The organism is Rubrobacter marinus (assembly GCF_011492965.1).
GTDB classification, from domain to species: Bacteria; Actinomycetota; Rubrobacteria; order Rubrobacterales; family Rubrobacteraceae; genus Rubrobacter_F; species Rubrobacter_F marinus.
In genome coordinates, this window is record NZ_CP045121.1 from 3,865,675 (window position 1) to 3,882,692 (window position 17,018).

Here is a 17,018-nt window from a genome sequence, read left to right on the forward strand (position 1 = left end):
GAGTCAAGCGGGAGGACGCGATGGACGGAAAAAAGACGGGCCGTACGAGATAGGCAGGGTCTCGCGCCCGAGCGGCGTGCCCGTCAACACCATCCGCCGTTACTCGGACGCGACGGTGAGCTCCGGGCCCGAGCGCTACCGGTAGCTTGCCGGCATCCTCAAGGGTCGGCAGGAGAGGCCGCCGCACGGCGAGGCGTACCGGCGGCTGATGCCGGGCCTGCGGCGGCGGATGGACGGGGGACGCGAAGAGCGGGACGCCCGGGCGGCGGGCCGAAAGCGCGGCGGCTACGGCCCGTACGAACCGTCCCGCAACTCGTCGAAGACCGTGGGGGCCGAGGGCGCCCAACCCAGGGTTCGGCGGGCTCTCTCCGAGGAGAGCCGCTGATCCAGGGCGAGGGCGTCGGCGTAGTCCCCGAGCTCCTCCCGCGCCTCGTCGAGGGGCCAGGGCTCGGCACGGTCGCTCGCGCCCGCGGCCCTGCTCGCTGCGGCGGCGACGTCGCGGGCCGCGTGCGGTCCGTCCCCGGCCGCGACGAGCAGCGTCCCGCCCACGAGCTCCGAGGCGAGCAGCAGCGCGTACAGGTCCCCGAGGTCGTCGCGGTGCACGAGCGTCCAGGAGGGCTCGCCCCCCGGCGGCGCCACGAACCTGCCGGCGCCCCGCTCCCTCGCCCACCCGACGAGCTCGTCGACCACCCCGCCGCCCGCGCCATAGACCAGCGCCGGCCGGACCACGAAGGCGCGCACCCCGCGCGAACGGGCCCCGAGCACCTCCCGCTCGACCGGGGGGCGCCAGGCGAGCATCGGTGTGGGGTCTATGGGGGTCTCCTCGTCGGCGAGCTCCACCCCCTCCGGCGTGTCCCCCATCACCCAGGCCCCGCTCGTGTAGACGAACGTCCGGCCCGTGCCTTCGAGGGCCCTCAGGATCGCCCCGACGGCCGTCCGGTCCGCCGCCTCGGCGTCCGGACCGTGCGTCGTCGCGGCGTGTACCACGGCTTCCGCGTCGCGAGCGGCTCCCTCGATGCTTCCGGCGTCCGTCACGTCCCCCATCACCACGGAGACGCCCCTGTCCGCGAGCTCTCGGGCCGAGCCCTCCGAACGCGCGAGCCCCGAGACGGCGTGGCCCGCCGCGAGGAGGGCGTCGACCACGGCCGAGCCCACGTACCCCGTCGCCCCCGTCACCAGAACCTTCATCATCCTCCTTGCTCGCCGTTCGCGTGGCAAGTTTATCCGCGTTGTCCTATCCGGGATGGAGGATAGAATTACTGTCAGGGGTAGCAATGTCGGGTAGTCTCCGACGGGTTCGCTCCGTGCAACGGATTTCGTATTTCTCGAAAGCGGCGGTTTCTTGAAGACTTTTTACAGGCTGATGTCGTTTACGGGCGGGCGACGGTACCTGCTGGTGCTCGGCTTCGTCTGCGCGTTCGGGGTGACGGTGGCGGGGATCGCCATCCCCTGGTTTGTCGGCGACGCCATAGATCGCGCGTTCCCGCCGAACGGTCCGGATAGGCCGGATCTCCTGTGGCCGCTGGCCCTCGCGATCCTCGGGCTCTCCGTCCTCCGGTTCCTGTTCGGGTTCGGGCGGCGATACTCGACAAACTACCTCGGGCACGTCGTGGAGTATCGCCTTCGCAGGGCGCTCTTCGAGAAGATGCTCTCCCTGCACCACGGCTTCTACGATCGGGCCTCGACCGGGGAGCTGGTCTCTAGGGCGACGAACGATCTGCGCGTGGTGCGCTTCTTTGTCGGCTGGGGGATGTTCCAGCTCTTTATAAGCGTGCTCACGCTCGCCGTGGTCTCGGTGGCGCTGTTGTACGTCAACTGGAGCCTGGCGCTCATCGTCCTCAGCCCGATGCCGCTGCTCGCGTTCGCGGCCTGGCGGTTCGCGGCGAAGGTACACCCGATCTTCCGCTCCGTGCAGCAGAAGCTCGCCGACGTGACGACGTCCGTCCAGGAGAACGTCTCCGGCATCCGCGTCGTCAAGTCCTTCTCCCGAGAGCCCTTCGAGAAGGACCAGTTCGGAGGAAGGGCCGAGGGCGTCCTCAACGAGACGATGGCGGCGAGAGGCTTGCGGGCCTTCTACATCCCGGGGATGAGCTTTATACCCGCGACCTCCATCGCGATCCTGATCCTCTTCGGCGGCCGGGCCGTCGTCGAGGGGTCGCTGACCATCGGCCAGTTCACGCTCTTCCAGCTCTACCTCATGCAGCTCGTCTGGCCGATGCAGGGCTTCGGGATGGTCATCGACCAGGGCCAGAGGGCGCTGGCCTCGTGCGAGCGGGTCTTCAAGATCCTGGACTCCGAGCCCGACGTGCGCTCCCCCGAGGACCCGGCGCCGTTCCCCTCCGAGACCCCCGGTGTGGAGCTCAGGGGCGTCACCTTCTCCTACGCGGACGAGGGCGACCCCGTCCTGAAGGGCCTGGACCTCGCGGTCGAGGGGGGCGAGGCGATCGCCGTCGTCGGGGCGACGGGGAGCGGCAAGTCCACCCTGCTCTCGCTTATAGCGCGCTTCTACGACCCCGAGGAGGGCGTCGTGAGGGTCGGCGGGACGGATGCCCGCAGGCTGGACCTCGGCGAGCTCCGGCGGAACGTCGGCATGGTGCCGCAGGAGACGTTCCTGTTCTCGGAGAGTGTCCGGGACAACATCACCTTCGGCAATCCGGACGCCACGCAGGAGGAGATCGAGCGGGCGGCGAGGATCGCGGGCATCCACGAACAGATCCGGGCCTTCCCTAAGGGCTACGAGACCATGGTCGGCGAGTGGGGCATCACCCTCTCCGGCGGCCAGAAGCAGCGCGTCGCCATCGCCCGCGCCCTCGTCAAGGACCCGAAGGTGCTGCTGCTGGACGACGCGACCTCCTCGGTCGACGCCGAGACGGAGAAGTCCATCCAGGAGGCGCTGCAGGGGACGCTCGAGGAGTCCCGGGGCCGCACGACGTTTATCGTGGCGCACCGGCTCTCGACGATCCTGCTCGCCGACAGGATCGCCGTCCTCGAGGACGGCCGCATCGTAGAGGCCGGCACCCACGAGGAGCTCCTCGAGAGACGGGGCCGCTACCACGCGATGTACGGCGAAGAGGGCCGGATGGAGAGGGTCTCGGCGTGAGGCGCTTCAAGGGCTACCTGCTCGGCTTCCCGCTCCTGAGGCTCTTCACGTTCGCCGCCCCCTACAAGTGGCGGATGCTGGGCCTCGGGCTCGTCACGGTGCTCGCGACGGCGGCGAGCCTCGCGGAGCCCCTGATCATCGGTCGCGCCATCGACGGGGGGCTCGTCCCCGGCGACCTCTCGGTGGTCTACCTCATGGTCGGGCTGTACGTCTTCGTCAACGTGGCGACCTGGGTCTTGTCGTACGTTCAGACCCTCGGGATGGGGTGGGTCGGGCAGCACATGATCCTGGACCTCAGAAACGCCCTCTTCGGGCACCTGCAGTCCCTGAGCCTACAGTACTACTCCGAGCAGAAGGCCGGCTGGATCATCTCCCGCCTCACGAACGACATCGAGAACTTCAACACCCTCCTCAACGACGGCGTCCAGAACCTCGTCAAGAACGGTTTGACGCTCATCGGCGTCTTCGTCGCCATCTTCTTCGTCGACTGGCGCCTGGCGCTCGCGACCACGACCATCCTCCCCGTCATGGTCCTGATCACCGCCGTCTTCCGGGTGCAGAGCTGGAAGGCGTACCGGGCGGCGCGCGAGGCGGTCGCAGAGGTGATCTCGCACCTCCAGGAGAACGTCTCCGGGATGCGCGTCGTCCAGGCCTTCACCCGCGAGCGGACGAGCGGGGCCGGCTTCGACGAGCGGAACCTAAACTACCGCCGCGCGAACGCCCGCGCCTCCCTCCAGAGCGCCCTGTACTTCCCCGGCGTCGAGCTTCTGGGCTCGATAGGCCTCGCGGTCGTCCTCCTCTACGGCGGCTACCGCGTCGTCGCCGGCGAGCTGACGGTCGGCGCCCTCGTCGCCTTTATCGGGCTCCTGAACATGTTCTTCCAGCCCATCCAGCAGCTCTCCCAGCTCTACAGCGACCTCCAGAGCACGCTGGCCTCCCTCGAGAAGGTCTTCGCCGTCCTCGACACGGAGCCCGACCGGGCCGACCGCCCGACGGAGAGGGAGCTGGAGACCCTGCGGGGCGACGTGGAGTTCGACCACGTCGCGTTCGCCTACGGCGAGGACAGGATCATGGAAGACGTCAGCTTCCACATCCGTCCGGGCGAGACCCTCGCCATCGTCGGCGAGACGGGCGCGGGCAAGAGCACGATCGTCAAGCTCCTCAGCCGCTTCTACGACCCGACGGAGGGCAGGATCCTCGTGGACGGCGAGGACCTGAGCGAGGTTCGAGGCTCCTCCCTGCGCAGGCACATGGGCGTCGTCCTCCAGGACACGTTCCTGTTCACCGGCACGATAGAGGAGAACATCCGCTACGGCAGGCCCGGCGCCACCCACGAGGACATCGTCCGCGCGGCCTCGACCGTCGGCGCCGACGACTTTATCCGGCGCTTCCCCGAGGGCTACGAGACGCAGGTAAGGGAGCGCGGCGGCCGTCTCTCCGTCGGCGAGCGCCAGCTTATAGCCTTCGCCCGCGCCCTCCTCGCCGACCCCGAGCTGCTCGTCCTCGACGAGGCCACGAGCAGCGTCGACCTCGCCACCGAGGCCCGGATAGAGAAGGCCCTCGACGGCCTGCTTGAGGGCCGGACGAGCGTCGTGATCGCGCACCGCCTCTCGACCGTCCGCCGCGCCGACCGCATCCTCGTCCTCGGCCGGGGCCACGTCATAGAAGAAGGCACCCACGACGAGCTCCTCGCCCGCCCCTCCGCCTACCGCCGCCTCTACGAGTCGCAGTTCGCCGCCTAGAGGGACGCGCGTCCCGCCGTGATCGTTGCGGGATCACGGCGGGAGCCCCCGCGGGTCCTCCTACACGATGGAGGCCACGACGGCGAGGGAGACCGAGATCTGCGCCGCGGCCGTTACGAGGGAGGCCGGGTGGAACGGCACCTCGCAGACCACGTCGCCGAGCTTGCCGGGGGTGGCGAGGTCGATGAGGACGAAGGAGGCGGCCTGCAGCAAGACGCCGAGGAGGCCGAAGGCCATTGTGTAGAGAAACGCGGCCCCGAACCCCGCCTCGCCGTTCGTCCAGATCGCGGTAAACACGATGATGCCCTGCCCGAGAAACCCCGTCGCGAGGACGATCGCGGCGTTGACGGAGCGCTCCGTCCAGATGTGCCGCGCGAGCCGCCCCGGCGTGAGTACGTCCAGGGCGGCGAAGCCGACGACCAGGAGGACGACGCCCAGGAGGGCGTAAGCGGCGGCGTACACGATGCTTGCGATCATGGCTCTCCTCCGTTCGTGTTGCGGGGCTCTCCCCCGTCCTCCGCCAGCCACCGGGCGACCTGCTCGGGGGTGGATCGGGGCGCGTCCATGTAGTGCGGCACGAACCTCGCGTCCGTGTCGGTGACGAGGCGATCCGACTCGCGGATACCGAGCCCCGCCGCGTGCCCGCCCACGATCCAGGTGCCCACGACGGGGTGGCTGCCGTCGAAGTCGGGCAGGTCGACGAAACGCTGGAAGACGTACTCCTGTGCTGTGGCGTGTCGCTCCGGGCGGGCCTCCACCTCGGCGCCGTCGCGGACGACGCGGATGCCCGACCCCTCCCACCCGAACATCGGCTTGGCCACGTAGCTGTCCATGCGGCCCGGACCGTCGAAGTAGGCGGGCAGGAGGTTCTCGTGGCCGGGGAACATCTCCCACAGGACGGGCAGGAGCGCCTTGGAGCCGAGCAGGACCTTCCAGATCGGCTCGATCCAGGTCGTGAGGGAGCCATCGAGGACGTGGCGCCCGAAGTCCTCCCTCAGCATCCACTCCCAGGGGTACATCTTGAAGCAGGTCCTTATGGGGAGCCCGGCGGTGTCCACAAAGGTCTCCCTCTCGTGGTGCCAGCCGATCTCCTCCATGGTGATGCCGAGGTCGATCAAACCCGCCTCTCGCGCCGTGTCCCTGAGGTAAGCGACCGTCGCCCAGTCCTCGTTCGGCTCCCTGGCGCCCACCGCGAAGTGGACCACGCTACCCGGGATGCGCGGCGCCGCCCTCTTCCAGGCCTGGACGAGCCGCTCGTGCAGCATGTTCCACTGGTCGCGGTCGGGGGCTACGTCCTCCAGCCAGTACCACTGCGTGACGGCCGCCTCCACGAGCCCGGCCGGCGTGTCGGCGTTGTACTCCAGAAGCTTGGCGGGTCCGAGAGACCTCTCGCCGTACGCGAGGTCGAACCTGCCGTAGAGCGTCAAGGGGTCCGGCTCCGACAACCCCGCTCGCACGAGCCCCGCCGCGGCCCGCGGCAGCCCCAGGCGGGCCATGATCTCCTGGTCGTCGAGCATGCGCCGCGCGGCCTCAAGCGACATCGCGTGCAGCTCCTCGGTCACCCCCTCCAGGTACTCGACCTCCTCCTCGGAGAGCTCGTACGCCGCGGCCTCGTGCCAGTACGGCCGCGCGCCGCCGTCCTCGGCCCGATCGACGGCGTACGTCAGCCCCTGCCCCTCCACGATCTCGAGCCAGCCCTCCCGCGGCCGGGCGTCGTGCCTGCGCACGAGGCCCTCAGCCCCCGAAGCTGCCGGACTCGCCGCCGAACCCGCCCCGGCTGACGACGCCTCCGTCGCGCGGCACCCCGCCCCGGAAGGCCTGCTCGCCCGCCGGCGGGGTGAAGGTGCCCCCGCTCACCCGCTGCCCCACGGCGAGCGCCCGGGAGCCTATGGGCAGGTAGTACCAGGCGAAGCCGCTGGTCCCGTCGCAAACGTCGTCGTCGACGCGCTGCTGCGTGTCCTCGTCCACGCACACGGCCCCGTAGCCATCGTCATCCCCGGAGTACTGCCCCTGCGAGTACTGCCCCTCCGAGCTCGAGCACCCGAAGAGGGTCGTGGCGAGGACGGCGGTTATCCCCAGGCTGACCGACGCCGAGCGGCGCCGCGCCTTCCTGGGGGCTGCGCCTGCGACGCCGTAGCCCTCATCGGCATCACCGCTTCGTCCCGTCTGCCGCGTCGTCAATGGTGCCCCCACTCCGGTCGGGCTTCGTCTCGTCTACTGTACAGGTACGGCCCGACAGGGGCTTCCGTTTCGCATCCGGGCCGGTCGAGCATCGCGCCGCACAACTCGACGGGCTACGTGGCACGGTCGGAGACGCGCAGGCGCGAGCTAGCCCGCGGCAGACACTCGACGAGGATCCTGTGGAGCGCCTCTGAAGCGCGTATCCGAGGGGGCTAGTGAACCTCTGCTTCGATGTGGCGAGCCTTTCGGGAGGTGAAGGGCCGGGGCGTCGATCTCCGGCCCTTCGCCCGGGACCGGGGTGCTCTCAAGCTACCTGGTTGCGCACCGCCGCGTCGTAGATCGCCGTCTCGAAGTCCATGTATCCGGTGAACGAGACCGGGTCGGCGAACGGGAAGATCTGCGTCGCCCAGAAGCCCCCGAGGCCGTTCTTGCGGTCGATCCAGTAGTACAGGTTGGCGAGACCGGCCCAGCCAAGTTCTCCCGCCGGGCGGCCCGTGGGGGCGTCCTCGTCGTTGATCATGAACGTGTAGGCCCACGACTTCGGCATCCCCGGGAAGAACTCCGCGTCGTTGGTGAGGTTCGGGATCACGCCGGGGAGGCCCTTGATCTTCATCTCCCCGAGCCCGTTCCGGGCCATGCGCTCGACGGTCTCCGGCTCGAGCACCCGCCCGTGCTCGCCGGCCCCGTCGTTGAGGACCATGCGTATGAACTTCATGTAGTCCCCGACGGTGGCGTAGAGCCCGTGCCCGCCCATGTGCTGCTCGGGCTCCTGCGGCAGCTCGAAACCGGAGAGCGGGACGAGCGCCCCGTCGTCGCCGCGCTGGTGGATCGTCGCGCGGCGCTCGCGCATGGAGGGCGTCATCGTGAACGCGGTGTCGTTCATGCCGAGCGGCTCGAAGACGCGCTCCCGCATCACCTCGCCCAGCCGCTTGCCGCGAGCCCCCTCGACGACCTTGCCGACCCAGTCGATGTTGCTGCCGTACTCCCACCGTTCGCCCGGGTCGAAGAGCAGGACCGAGTTCAGCGACGCCATGGTCGCCGTGACGACGCTCGGGACGCCCCTGGCCTCCCCGTACTTCACGAGGTCGTGGTTGAAGAAGTCGTAGCCGAAGCCGGCGGTGTGCAGCATAAGCTGGCCCACGGTTACGTCGGAGCTCGGCGGGCGGACGCGCGGCTCGCCGGAGCCGTCGAAGCCCTCCAGCACCCCGATCTCGGCGATCTCGGGCGCGTACTCCCTGGCGGGATCGTCGAGGCCGAGCACGCCCTCCTCGACGAGCTGCATCACCGTCACGCCCGTCACGGCCTTCGTACACGAGAAGATGGCGAACACGGTATCCGCGGTCATCGGCCCGCCCCCGCCGACCTCGCGCTCTCCTGCGGCGCCCTCGTAGAAGTTACCCCCGCGGTCGGTCGCCATCGCGACCACGCCGGGCACCCCGTTCTCGCGCTCGGCGACCCCGCGCAGCACGCGGTCCGCGCCTTCCTTCACAGCCTCCGTCATGGCATCCCTTTCCCTGAGTAGCCAGGCTCCTTGGTGAAGGCATGATGATACTGTCGTATCAGATTCCCGGTCAAACCCCGCGAAGGCGGGCGTGCTGCGGGGACGCTGGCCTACGCGACGCGGGGCGGGCCCTGGGCGATGCGGCGGCGGAGGTCGTCGGGCTCGTTCGGGGGCGACCAGGGGGCTTCGATCCACCACGTCGCCCCAGCCTCCGAGAGCGGACGCACGGCGGAGGCCGCCCGGTCCGGGTCGTCCCCCGGCGTCTCCCCCTCGCACACGATCTCGAAGGGGGTATCCTGCGACCGGTTCTCCCCGACGTAGGCCATCATCTCCCGGACGTCCTGCGGCGTCAGGCCCGGCTCCTCCGCGCTCCCGCCCACCTTGGCCGCGAGCAGGCCGTCGTAGCGGAGCGCGCGGTCCATGGACTTCCGGCTCGGCCAGGCGGCGACGGGCCAGATCGGGACGCGCGGCCTCTGCACCGGGGGCGGGCGGAAGATCATCTCCTCTATCCTGTAGTGCTCCCCCTCGAAGGAGAAGGGCTCGCCGCTCCACAACCCGGTCAGTATCCGGAGGCTCTCGTCCAGCCGTCCCGCGCGAACCTTCCGATCGGTCGGTTCCCCGACCTTCGCGAAGCCGCCGTCGTCGAGGGCGCCGAGGCCCACCGGCATGACGAGCCGGCCCCCGGAGAGGTGGTCGAGGGTCGCGGCCTCGCGGGCGAGCTTCCACGGGCGGCGACGGGCGGGGGGCGTCAGGATCGCGCCCAGCCGCACGCGTTCCGTCTCCATCGCCATCGTGGCCATGACGACCCAGGGGTCGTAGATCTCCATCCCCTCCCCGACCGAGATGGCGTCCCAGTAGAAGACCCCGTCCCAGCCGGCCTCCTCCGCCTCCCCGGCGAGCCTCGCGACCGTGCGTGGATCTCCCGACGTTACGATAAACCCGTACCTCATGGCCTCCTCCTGACCCCGGGTGCCGCATTCTCGCCATGCATGACGACTTTTGCCTTTGCCGAGATAACATAACCCCGAGAACCGACTTTTCATCACCCTTCGGGAGGAGAAACGCGTGCGGCAGAGGTGGAACATCGCGAGACCCCTTCGAGCGGCGCCGGCGCCGGTCCTCTTGCTGGCGCTCGTCCTCCTGCTCGCCCCCGGGGGCCGCGGCGCAGGAAGAGGGGCCCCGACGGTGGTGGCGCCCCCCGAAATAGAGGCCGGGGCCTGGGCGCTGGTCGACCGCGAGACGGGGCTCCTACTCGCCGGCGAGAACCCGGACGAGGGACTCCCCGTCGCGTCGATGACGAAGGTCATGTCGGCGCTCGTGGCGCTCAGGGAGGTGGAGGCTGGTGAGGCGAGCCTCGACGACGAGGTCACGGTCTCCGAGGACGCCGAGTCCTACGTGGGGCTCGTCTACAGCAATGTGGGCCTAATCTCCGGCGAGACCGTGACGCTCGGGGACCTCCTGGTAGCGACGCTGGTCCCCTCGGGCACCGACGCCGTCTACGCCCTCGCCGAGCACCTGGGGGACGGGAGCACGGAGGCGTTCGTCGCCCGCATGAACGAGGAGGCCCAGGCGCTCGGGCTGCGGGAGACCCGTTTCGAGAGCCCCGCCGGGCTCGACACCCCCGAGAACTTCGCGAGCGCGAGGGACATGGCCGAGATCTGCCGCGAGGCGCTGGCGTACCCCGAGTTCGCCGAGATCGTGGGCCAGGCCACGGCCACGATCGGCACGAACAACCGCGAGATCGAGATCGTCAACACAAACCAACTCCTCAGCACCTACGAGCCCGCGACGGGCATCAAGACCGGCACCTCCCCGGAGTCCGGCCCCTCCCTCGCCGCCTCGGCCGAGAGCGACGGCGAGTCGTACATCGCGATCGTGCTGGACGCCGCGAGCGAGGACGGCGCCCCCGGCGACCGCTTCGAGGACGCCCAGGCGATCCTGGAGCACGGCTTCGGCCGCTACGACCGCGAGGCGCTCGTCGCCCGCGACGAGCCCTACGAGGAGCTACCCCTCCCCTACCGCAGGGGCGAGTCCGTCGAGCTCGTCGCCACGGAGGACGTCTCGGGCCCGGTAGACGCGGCCACGGAGGTCGAGCGCCGGGTGACGGCGGACGAGCCGCCCCCCTCGGCACGCGCCGGCCAGGAGCTCGGCGAGGTCGAGGTCCTGATCGGGGGGCAGAGCGTGGGCCGCAGCCCCCTCGTCGCCCGGCAGGGCTACGAGGAGGCCTCCATCTGGCAGAGGGTGAGGTACACGGTAGGCGGGCTCTTCCAGTAGCCGAGGACGCCTGACCCGAACATCACCGTTCGCGACGGGCCGCGCCCGGCCGCGCCTCTCAGCCCCCCGAGGCGTACCTCCTCGAGGTTCCCCCCTTACGGCTGGTCGCGCCTGCCGACCTCGGCCGGGGGGCTCGTCGCCTCGACGGCGGTGAAGGGCTCGAGGATGTTGTAGGTGTGGGAGGCGCCTCTGGGCACCGTCCACGAGTCGCCGGGGGCCAGGGGGATCGTCTCGCCTCCCAGCCGCAGCTCGGCCCTCCCCGAGAGGACGTACCCGACCGTCTCGTACTCGCGGGCGGCCTCGGGCTTCGGCTCCCCGGGCTGCTCGTTCTCCCAGAGGCGCATCGAGACCGACTCCCCGGAGGCCAGGTACCGCTGCCCCATCTCGCCCCGGGAAGCCCCCTCGTCGTTCACCTTGTCGACGTTCTCGGACATCACGACTCCTATACGACTTTTGCGTTTCGTCCCCTGACCTACCCGAGCGCCGCGATGCTTACTCACCCGCCATCAGGGGGAAGCCGATCGCTTATCGGAGGTCCTCCAGCGGCAGGTCGAAGATGGTTTCGACCTTCGTGTAGTTTCCGGCGAGGCGGCCTAAGGGGTCGAGGCCGGCGACGTCGATGCGCCCGGTATCCTCGTAGAGATCGTCGCGGATGTGGAAGCGGACCATCCTGCCCAGGACGAGGTTGTCGGTCCCGATGGGGAGCACGCGATCTAACGTGCACTCCATGCTCACGGCGGCCTCGCCGACCCTGGGAACCTCCACGGCCTCGCACGGCGCCGCGGTGAGCCCCGCGGCCTCGAACTCGTCGGTCCTGGGCGGGTGCGCCTTCGAGGACTCGTGCATGGCGTTGGAGAGGGCGAGGGAGACGACGTTGACCACGAACTCTCCCGTCTCCTCGACGTTGCGCAGGGTGTCCTTGGGGAAGGGCTCGCCGCTCGGGCGCTCGCCGACGCTGACGCACAGGGTCGGGGGTTGCGGGAGGCGACGTTGAAGAAGCTGTAGGGGCGAGGTTCGGGATGCCCTCGGGGCTCAGCGTCGAGACCCAGGCGATCGGGCGCGGCACGATCGCGCCTATGAGCAGTTTGTAGACGCTCTGTGGATCCAGCCCCGACGGGTCTACGATCAAAAGCCTACCCCCCCTCCGGTAACGATCCCCGAATTCTACGGGCGGCCGCGGCCCGCTACAGGTAGCTCTTCAGCAGGAGGTAGGGCACGGCGCAGGCCACGAGGATGACCTCCGCGTCCTGGCCGTCGAGCGCCGAGAGCTTGTGCGGGTTGTCCGCGTCGAAGTGGGCCGCGTCGCCGGGACCGAGCACGAGCTCCTCGTCCCCGAGCTCCAGGCAGAGCCTCCCGGAGAGGACGTACAGCCACTGCTCCCCCTCGTGCTGGTACAGCGTGTCCCCCGCCCGCTCGGCCGGGACCACGATCCTCAAGGGCCGCAAGTTGAAGGTCATGCTGCCGTTGGAGAGCTTCGAGTAGAGCAGCCCGTTGCCGCGCTGGAAGCCGTCCTCGTCCGCCCGCACGACGGCGAGGTTCTGCGGGTCCTGCTCGGGCTCGAAGAGGGCCGAGAAGGAGACGCCGTACGCCCTGGATATCCCGAAGAGGGCAGTGAGGGAGGGCTGGCGCTCCCCGCTCTCCAACCTGGAGAGGTACGCCTTCGAGAGCCCGGTCCGCTCGGCGAGGTCCTCCAGCCGCCAGCCGCGCTCCCTGCGCAAACCCCGCAGCCGCGTCCCTATCGTCGCCAGATCCATCCCCAACCCGTCGCTAAACTCGCCGTTCATGACCCGGAGTGTACCGCCGAAGACCACCCTGCGTGATCCCGACCACAAAGTTGCAACCAGGGCAACACTTGTGCCCCAAAGGCAAAAAAAGAGGCCCGAACGGCGTGATTTCGCGTCCGTATTGCCTGTTTGACAAAATAGGGCCGGGGGTACAGGGTGATGGCGTGTCCGAGAGTGGCGCGTTGGAGGTCTCCGTGGCGGAGCGCCCTCCACGAGGTTTCGGGGCCCGGCGAGGGTCCGACAGTTGCAGGGCGGCGAGAAAGGAACGTATGTTTCTACGCATAGACAAGCTGCAGATAGAGCTTCCGAGGCCCACGCAGGCGGATCCGGAGTCGGCCGGTATCGTCCAGGAGCTTCTGGGCGGGAAGTTCGGCGAGATGTCGACGCTCATGAACTACACGTACCAGTCGTTCAACATGCGCGGCAAGAGCAAGGTGCGGCCCTACTACGACCTCGTCGCCAACATCGCGGCCGAGGAGCTCGGGCACATCGAGCTCGTCGCCAACACCATCAACCTGCTGCTCGACCAGACCGAGGCTTCGACCGACGGCGTCACGCCGCCGTTGAACTTCAGCGGGATGACCGGCAACCCCAACCACTTCATGAACTTCGGCCTGGGCGCGATTCCGGCCGGGGCCGACGGCAAGGCGTGGACGGGCGAGAACGTCTTCAACTCCGGCAACCTCAAACTGGACCTCTTGCACAACTTCTTCCTCGAGTCCGGCGCCCGGATGGGCAAGATCCGGACCTACGAGGCCACCCAGAACCCGGTGGCGCGCAAGATGATCGGCTACCTCATCGTGCGTGGCGGCGTGCATCAGGAGGCCTACGCCAAGGCGCTCTCCGACCTCTCCGGCGTGGACGTCACGAAGCTGTTGCCGGTGCCGGAGATCGACAGCAACAACTACCCGGACGCCAGGGAGTTCATGGACAAGGGCTTCCACAAGATCCTGTACCGCTTCAGCCCGGAAGATTACAAGGAGATCGGCCAGATCTGGAACGGCATCTCCGCGATCGACGGCTCCGAGCGCGAGGTCCAGGACGGCCCGCCGGAGGGCGGCGAGGTGCCCGACCTCAACCCGGCCCCGCCGCTGTTCGCCCCCGGCGTCAACGCCGAGGACATCGCCGAGATCGCCAAGCGGCTCTAGCCGAGAAGCATCTTCGCGAGGAGAAGGGGGTCGGTGCCTTCGGGCGCCGGCCCCCTTCTCGTGCGTCTAGCCGTCGTCGAGGCCGAGGATGGCGGCGTAGAGGTCGAGGCGGTTCACGATGCCGACGACCCTGCCCCCTTCGGTGACGACGACGGACGAGACGCCATCGTGGACCATCTTGTGGGCGGCCACGATCTCGCTCTTGCCGACGTCGATCTGGGAGACCTTACGCGTCATGACCTCGCTCACGGGCCTGTCGGCGGACTCGGTGAAGTAGTGGACCCAGGCGTCCGCGCCCTCGCTGATAAAAGAGACGTCGTCCATCGTCGCGAAGTACTTCGGCAGCGCGGAGGCCAGGAGGTGGCCGTCGGTGACGAAGCCGGCGAGGGTCCCGTCGCTCTCGACCACCGGGACACCGGGGACGTTGTTCTCGAGCAGAACCTCCAAAGCCTCCCGCTCGGTCGCGTCGGGGGCGATCGTGACCGCAGGATGCATGATCTCCTTAAGCTTTATGTCCCTTCCGCTGCCCCGGCGGGACGCTCCTTCACCGCTGCTCACGAGAACCTCCTGGTATACGCACGGAGGATTATATAATCGCGCGAACGTCTAGGCCGTGGAGGGAGTTGGTCTTATGGAGGCGGTCTTCGCCGTGGCGCTCTTCGTCGTGGTGCTGGTGCTCGTCGGCACGGAGGTCGTTAACCGCACCGTCGCCGCCCTCCTCGGAGCGGCCGTCGTCATCTCGTTCGGCATCGTCGAGCAGAGCGAGGCGGCGACGGAGTTTATCGACTGGAACACGATAGGGCTCCTGGCCGGGATGATGGTCATCGTCGCCGTCCTCGACAAGACCGGGCTCTTCGAGTACCTCGCCATAAAGAGCGCCCGCTGGGGGAAGGCGAGGCCCGGACGGATACTGATCCTGCTCGCCGTCGTCACGGCGGTGCTCTCGGCGTTCCTGGACAACGTCACGACGGTCATCCTGATGGTGCCGGTGACTTTTCTGATCGCCGACGCCCTGGGCGTCTCGCCGCTACCGTTCATGCTCACGCAGGTCATCGCCTCGAACATCGGTGGGGCCGCGACCCTCATCGGGGACCCGCCGAACATCCTGATCGGGAGCGCCGCCGGGCTCACCTTCGCCGACTTCGTCTTCAACCTCGCGCCGGTCGTCGTGCTCACCCTGCCCTTCGTCCTCCTCTACCTGTACCTGGTCTTCAGGAGGGAGCTCAAGGCGAGCGAGGCGTCGGAGGAGACCGTCATGGGCCTCGACGCCCGCGGCGCCATCCGCGACCCCGTGCTGCTCAGGAAGTGCCTGATCGTGCTCGGGGCCGTGATCCTGGGCTTCTTTCTGCACGGCACGCTGCACCTGGAGGCGGCGACCATCGCCCTCTTCGGGGCCGCCGTCCTCCTGCTCTACGCGCGCAGCAACGTCGAGGAGGTGCTGCGCGAGGTCGAGTGGCCGACCCTGTTCTTCTTTGTCGGGCTCTTCGTCCTCGTCGGGGGCCTCGAGGCGACCGGCGTGGTGGGGGGCATCGCGGAGATGCTCACAGCCTTCGACGCCACGAGCGCGACCGCGGCGGTGGTGATCCTGTGGGGGAGCGGCATCGCCAGCGGGGTCATAGACAACATCCCGTTCACGGCGACCATGATCCCGGTCCTCCAGGAGCTCGGCGAGAGCGAGGGGCTCACCGAGGCCCAGATCCGCCCGCTGTGGTGGTCGCTGGCCCTCGGCGCCGACTTCGGCGGGAACGCGACGCTGATCGCGGCCTCGGCGAACGTCGTGGTGGCGGGCATGAGCGAGCGTGCCGGGCAGCGGATATCGTTCGTCAAGTTCCTCGTCTACGGCATCCCCGTAACCCTGATCTCGCTCGTCATCGCTACCGTTTACGTGCTCGTCAGGTACTACTAGCCGTAGCGCCGGCCCTACACCAGGAACAGGAGGACGTAGGCGGTCGCGATCGCGATCGCGACGACCGTCAGCGGCAGGCCGACGAGCAGGAAGCGGACAAAGGAGATCTTGAGCCCGTGGCGCTCGGCCATCCCGGCGACGACGAGGTTCGCGCTGGCGCCTATGAGCGTCGCGTTCCCGCCGAGGCAGGCGCCCAGGGCGAGCGACCACCACAGCGTCTCCAGGGTCGCGGCGTCGTAGCCGCGCGCCTCGCCTATCCCCTCGACGACCGGGATCATGGTCGCCGTGAACGGGATGTTGTCCACCACGGCCGAGGCGAGGGCGCTCCCCCACAAGATCGTCACGGCCGTAACCCCAAGGGAGTCCGAGGCGGAGCCCAGGTAGTCGGCGACGGCGCCTATGATGCCGACGGCTTCGAGGGCTCCGACCATCACGAAAAGCCCGACGAAGAACAGGATGGTGGGCCACTCGACGTCCCTCAGAGACTCCTCGACGTCGGAGCGGCACACGATCATGGCTAGAGCCGCCCCGGCGAGGGCAACGACGGCGGGGTTGAGCCCGGTCAGGTCCTGCATGAAGAAGCCGAGCACGGTCGCCACCATGACGCCGCCCGCGCGCAGGAGCAGGCCCTTATCTTGGATGGAGGAGGCGGGGTCGAGTGCGAAGATCTCGCGCCGGTTCTCCTCCGAGAAGCGCATCTTCCGCCCCCAGACGAGCCACAGGATGGCGAGCGTCACGGCGAGCACGACCACGACCGGCGGCCCGAGGTTGACGATAAACGAGTTGAAGGAGAGGCCGGTCGCCGTCCCGATGATGATGTTCGGCGGGTCCCCGACGAGCGTCGCCGTCCCGCCGATGTTCGAGGCGATAACCTCCAGGAGCAGGAACGGCACGGGGTCCTCGTCGAGGATGTCGGCGATAAGCAGGGTCATCGGGAACATGAGGAGGACGGTGGTGACGTTGTCCAGAAAGGCCGAGAGCACAGCCGTAACGACCCCAAGGTAGATCAGGATGCGCCCCGGACGGCCGCCTGCGAGTTGGGCGCTCCTTATGGCGAGGTAGCTGAAGAGGCCCGTCCCCCTGAGGATGCCGACCAGGATCATCATCCCGATCAAGAGCCCCAGCGTCTCCCAGTTGACGGCCTCTATCGCCTCTTCCTGCCCGATGGCCCCCGCCACGACGACGAGCACCGCCCCCATGAGGGCGGCGGGCGTCCGGTGGATCTTCTCCGTCGCGAAGAGCACGAGCACCGCCACGAAGACGGCGACGGCGAAGACCGCGAGCAGGGTCCCCTCAGCCACGGACCGTCGGCGGGGCGAACGCCCATCCCGCAAACGAACGCCGCCCGAACACGAAGGGCTCGGGCGGCGGAGTCTGAACGG

General features: G+C 68.9%; 16 protein-coding genes. 5 read left to right on the forward strand and 11 right to left on the reverse strand.

The window, feature by feature from the left end; translation table 11 throughout:
* Positions 1-285 precede the first annotated feature (285 nt).
* Positions 286-1,191, reverse strand: a complete 906-nt coding sequence (locus tag GBA65_RS19870) for an NAD-dependent epimerase/dehydratase family protein (RefSeq protein ID WP_207955966.1) — start codon at positions 1,189-1,191, stop codon at positions 286-288.
* Positions 1,192-1,342: 151 nt separating this feature from the next.
* On the opposite strand from GBA65_RS19870, the gene GBA65_RS19875 reads away from it, so the two are divergent.
* Positions 1,343-3,100: an ABC transporter ATP-binding protein gene (locus GBA65_RS19875; RefSeq protein WP_166398024.1), complete on the forward strand. Its 1,758-nt coding sequence runs from the start codon at positions 1,343-1,345 to the stop codon at positions 3,098-3,100.
* A complete protein-coding gene (locus tag GBA65_RS19880) occupies positions 3,097-4,842 on the forward strand; it encodes an ABC transporter ATP-binding protein (RefSeq protein WP_166398025.1) in 1,746 nt (581 codons plus the stop codon). The genes GBA65_RS19875 and GBA65_RS19880 overlap by 4 nt, the downstream gene beginning before the upstream one ends.
* Positions 4,843-4,902: 60 nt before the next feature.
* Here the strand turns inward: GBA65_RS19880 and GBA65_RS19885 are convergent, their stop codons facing one another.
* The 5 genes from GBA65_RS19885 to GBA65_RS19905 form a co-directional block, all read right to left on the reverse strand.
* The gene (locus GBA65_RS19885) at positions 4,903-5,319 is read right to left on the reverse strand and encodes a DUF350 domain-containing protein (protein WP_166398026.1); all 417 of its coding nucleotides are present in this window, start codon (positions 5,317-5,319) and stop codon (positions 4,903-4,905) included.
* A complete protein-coding gene (locus GBA65_RS19890; protein WP_166398027.1) occupies positions 5,316-6,569 on the reverse strand; it encodes a glutathionylspermidine synthase family protein in 1,254 nt (417 codons plus the stop codon). Before GBA65_RS19890 ends, GBA65_RS19885 begins: the two co-directional genes overlap by 4 nt.
* Positions 6,570-6,576: 7 nt before the next feature.
* Positions 6,577-7,023: a hypothetical protein gene (locus GBA65_RS19895; RefSeq protein ID WP_166398028.1), complete on the reverse strand. Its 447-nt coding sequence runs from the start codon at positions 7,021-7,023 to the stop codon at positions 6,577-6,579.
* Between the two features lie 304 nt (positions 7,024-7,327).
* Positions 7,328-8,524: a serine hydrolase domain-containing protein gene (locus GBA65_RS19900; RefSeq protein ID WP_166398029.1), complete on the reverse strand. Its 1,197-nt coding sequence runs from the start codon at positions 8,522-8,524 to the stop codon at positions 7,328-7,330.
* Between the two features lie 110 nt (positions 8,525-8,634).
* Positions 8,635-9,474 carry an LLM class flavin-dependent oxidoreductase gene (locus GBA65_RS19905; protein WP_166398030.1) on the reverse strand — a complete coding sequence of 280 codons (840 nt, stop codon included), beginning with the start codon at positions 9,472-9,474 and terminating at the stop codon, positions 8,635-8,637.
* Between the two features lie 115 nt (positions 9,475-9,589).
* Here GBA65_RS19905 and GBA65_RS19910 point away from each other — a divergent pair, with 115 nt between their 5' ends.
* Positions 9,590-10,798: a D-alanyl-D-alanine carboxypeptidase family protein gene (locus GBA65_RS19910; RefSeq protein WP_166398031.1), complete on the forward strand. Its 1,209-nt coding sequence runs from the start codon at positions 9,590-9,592 to the stop codon at positions 10,796-10,798.
* A 95-nt stretch (positions 10,799-10,893) separates the two neighbouring features.
* Here the strand turns inward: GBA65_RS19910 and GBA65_RS19915 are convergent, their stop codons facing one another.
* From GBA65_RS19915 to GBA65_RS19925, 3 genes are all read right to left on the reverse strand, one after another.
* Positions 10,894-11,232 (reverse strand): cupin domain-containing protein, encoded by a 339-nt coding sequence (locus tag GBA65_RS19915; RefSeq protein ID WP_166398032.1) that lies wholly within the window; start codon positions 11,230-11,232, stop codon positions 10,894-10,896.
* A gap of 91 nt (positions 11,233-11,323) precedes the next feature.
* Positions 11,324-11,764 (reverse strand): flavin reductase family protein, encoded by a 441-nt coding sequence (locus tag GBA65_RS19920; protein ID WP_207956381.1) that lies wholly within the window; start codon positions 11,762-11,764, stop codon positions 11,324-11,326.
* A gap of 218 nt (positions 11,765-11,982) precedes the next feature.
* Positions 11,983-12,582, reverse strand: a complete 600-nt coding sequence (locus tag GBA65_RS19925) for a helix-turn-helix domain-containing protein (protein ID WP_166398033.1) — start codon at positions 12,580-12,582, stop codon at positions 11,983-11,985.
* Positions 12,583-12,851: 269 nt separating this feature from the next.
* Between GBA65_RS19925 and GBA65_RS19930 the strand changes: the two genes are divergently transcribed.
* Positions 12,852-13,730: a manganese catalase family protein gene (locus tag GBA65_RS19930; protein ID WP_166398034.1), complete on the forward strand. Its 879-nt coding sequence runs from the start codon at positions 12,852-12,854 to the stop codon at positions 13,728-13,730.
* A gap of 66 nt (positions 13,731-13,796) precedes the next feature.
* Here GBA65_RS19930 and GBA65_RS19935 read toward each other — a convergent pair whose 3' ends face one another.
* Positions 13,797-14,288 carry a CBS domain-containing protein gene (locus tag GBA65_RS19935; RefSeq protein WP_166398035.1) on the reverse strand — a complete coding sequence of 164 codons (492 nt, stop codon included), beginning with the start codon at positions 14,286-14,288 and terminating at the stop codon, positions 13,797-13,799.
* Positions 14,289-14,343: 55 nt separating this feature from the next.
* On the opposite strand from GBA65_RS19935, the gene GBA65_RS19940 reads away from it, so the two are divergent.
* Positions 14,344-15,636 (forward strand): ArsB/NhaD family transporter, encoded by a 1,293-nt coding sequence (locus GBA65_RS19940; RefSeq protein WP_228281497.1) that lies wholly within the window; start codon positions 14,344-14,346, stop codon positions 15,634-15,636.
* 14 nt (positions 15,637-15,650) lie between these two features.
* On the opposite strand, the gene GBA65_RS19945 is transcribed toward GBA65_RS19940, so the two are convergent.
* Positions 15,651-16,937: an ArsB/NhaD family transporter gene (locus GBA65_RS19945; RefSeq protein WP_166398036.1), complete on the reverse strand. Its 1,287-nt coding sequence runs from the start codon at positions 16,935-16,937 to the stop codon at positions 15,651-15,653.
* Between the last annotated feature and the right edge of the window lie 81 nt (positions 16,938-17,018).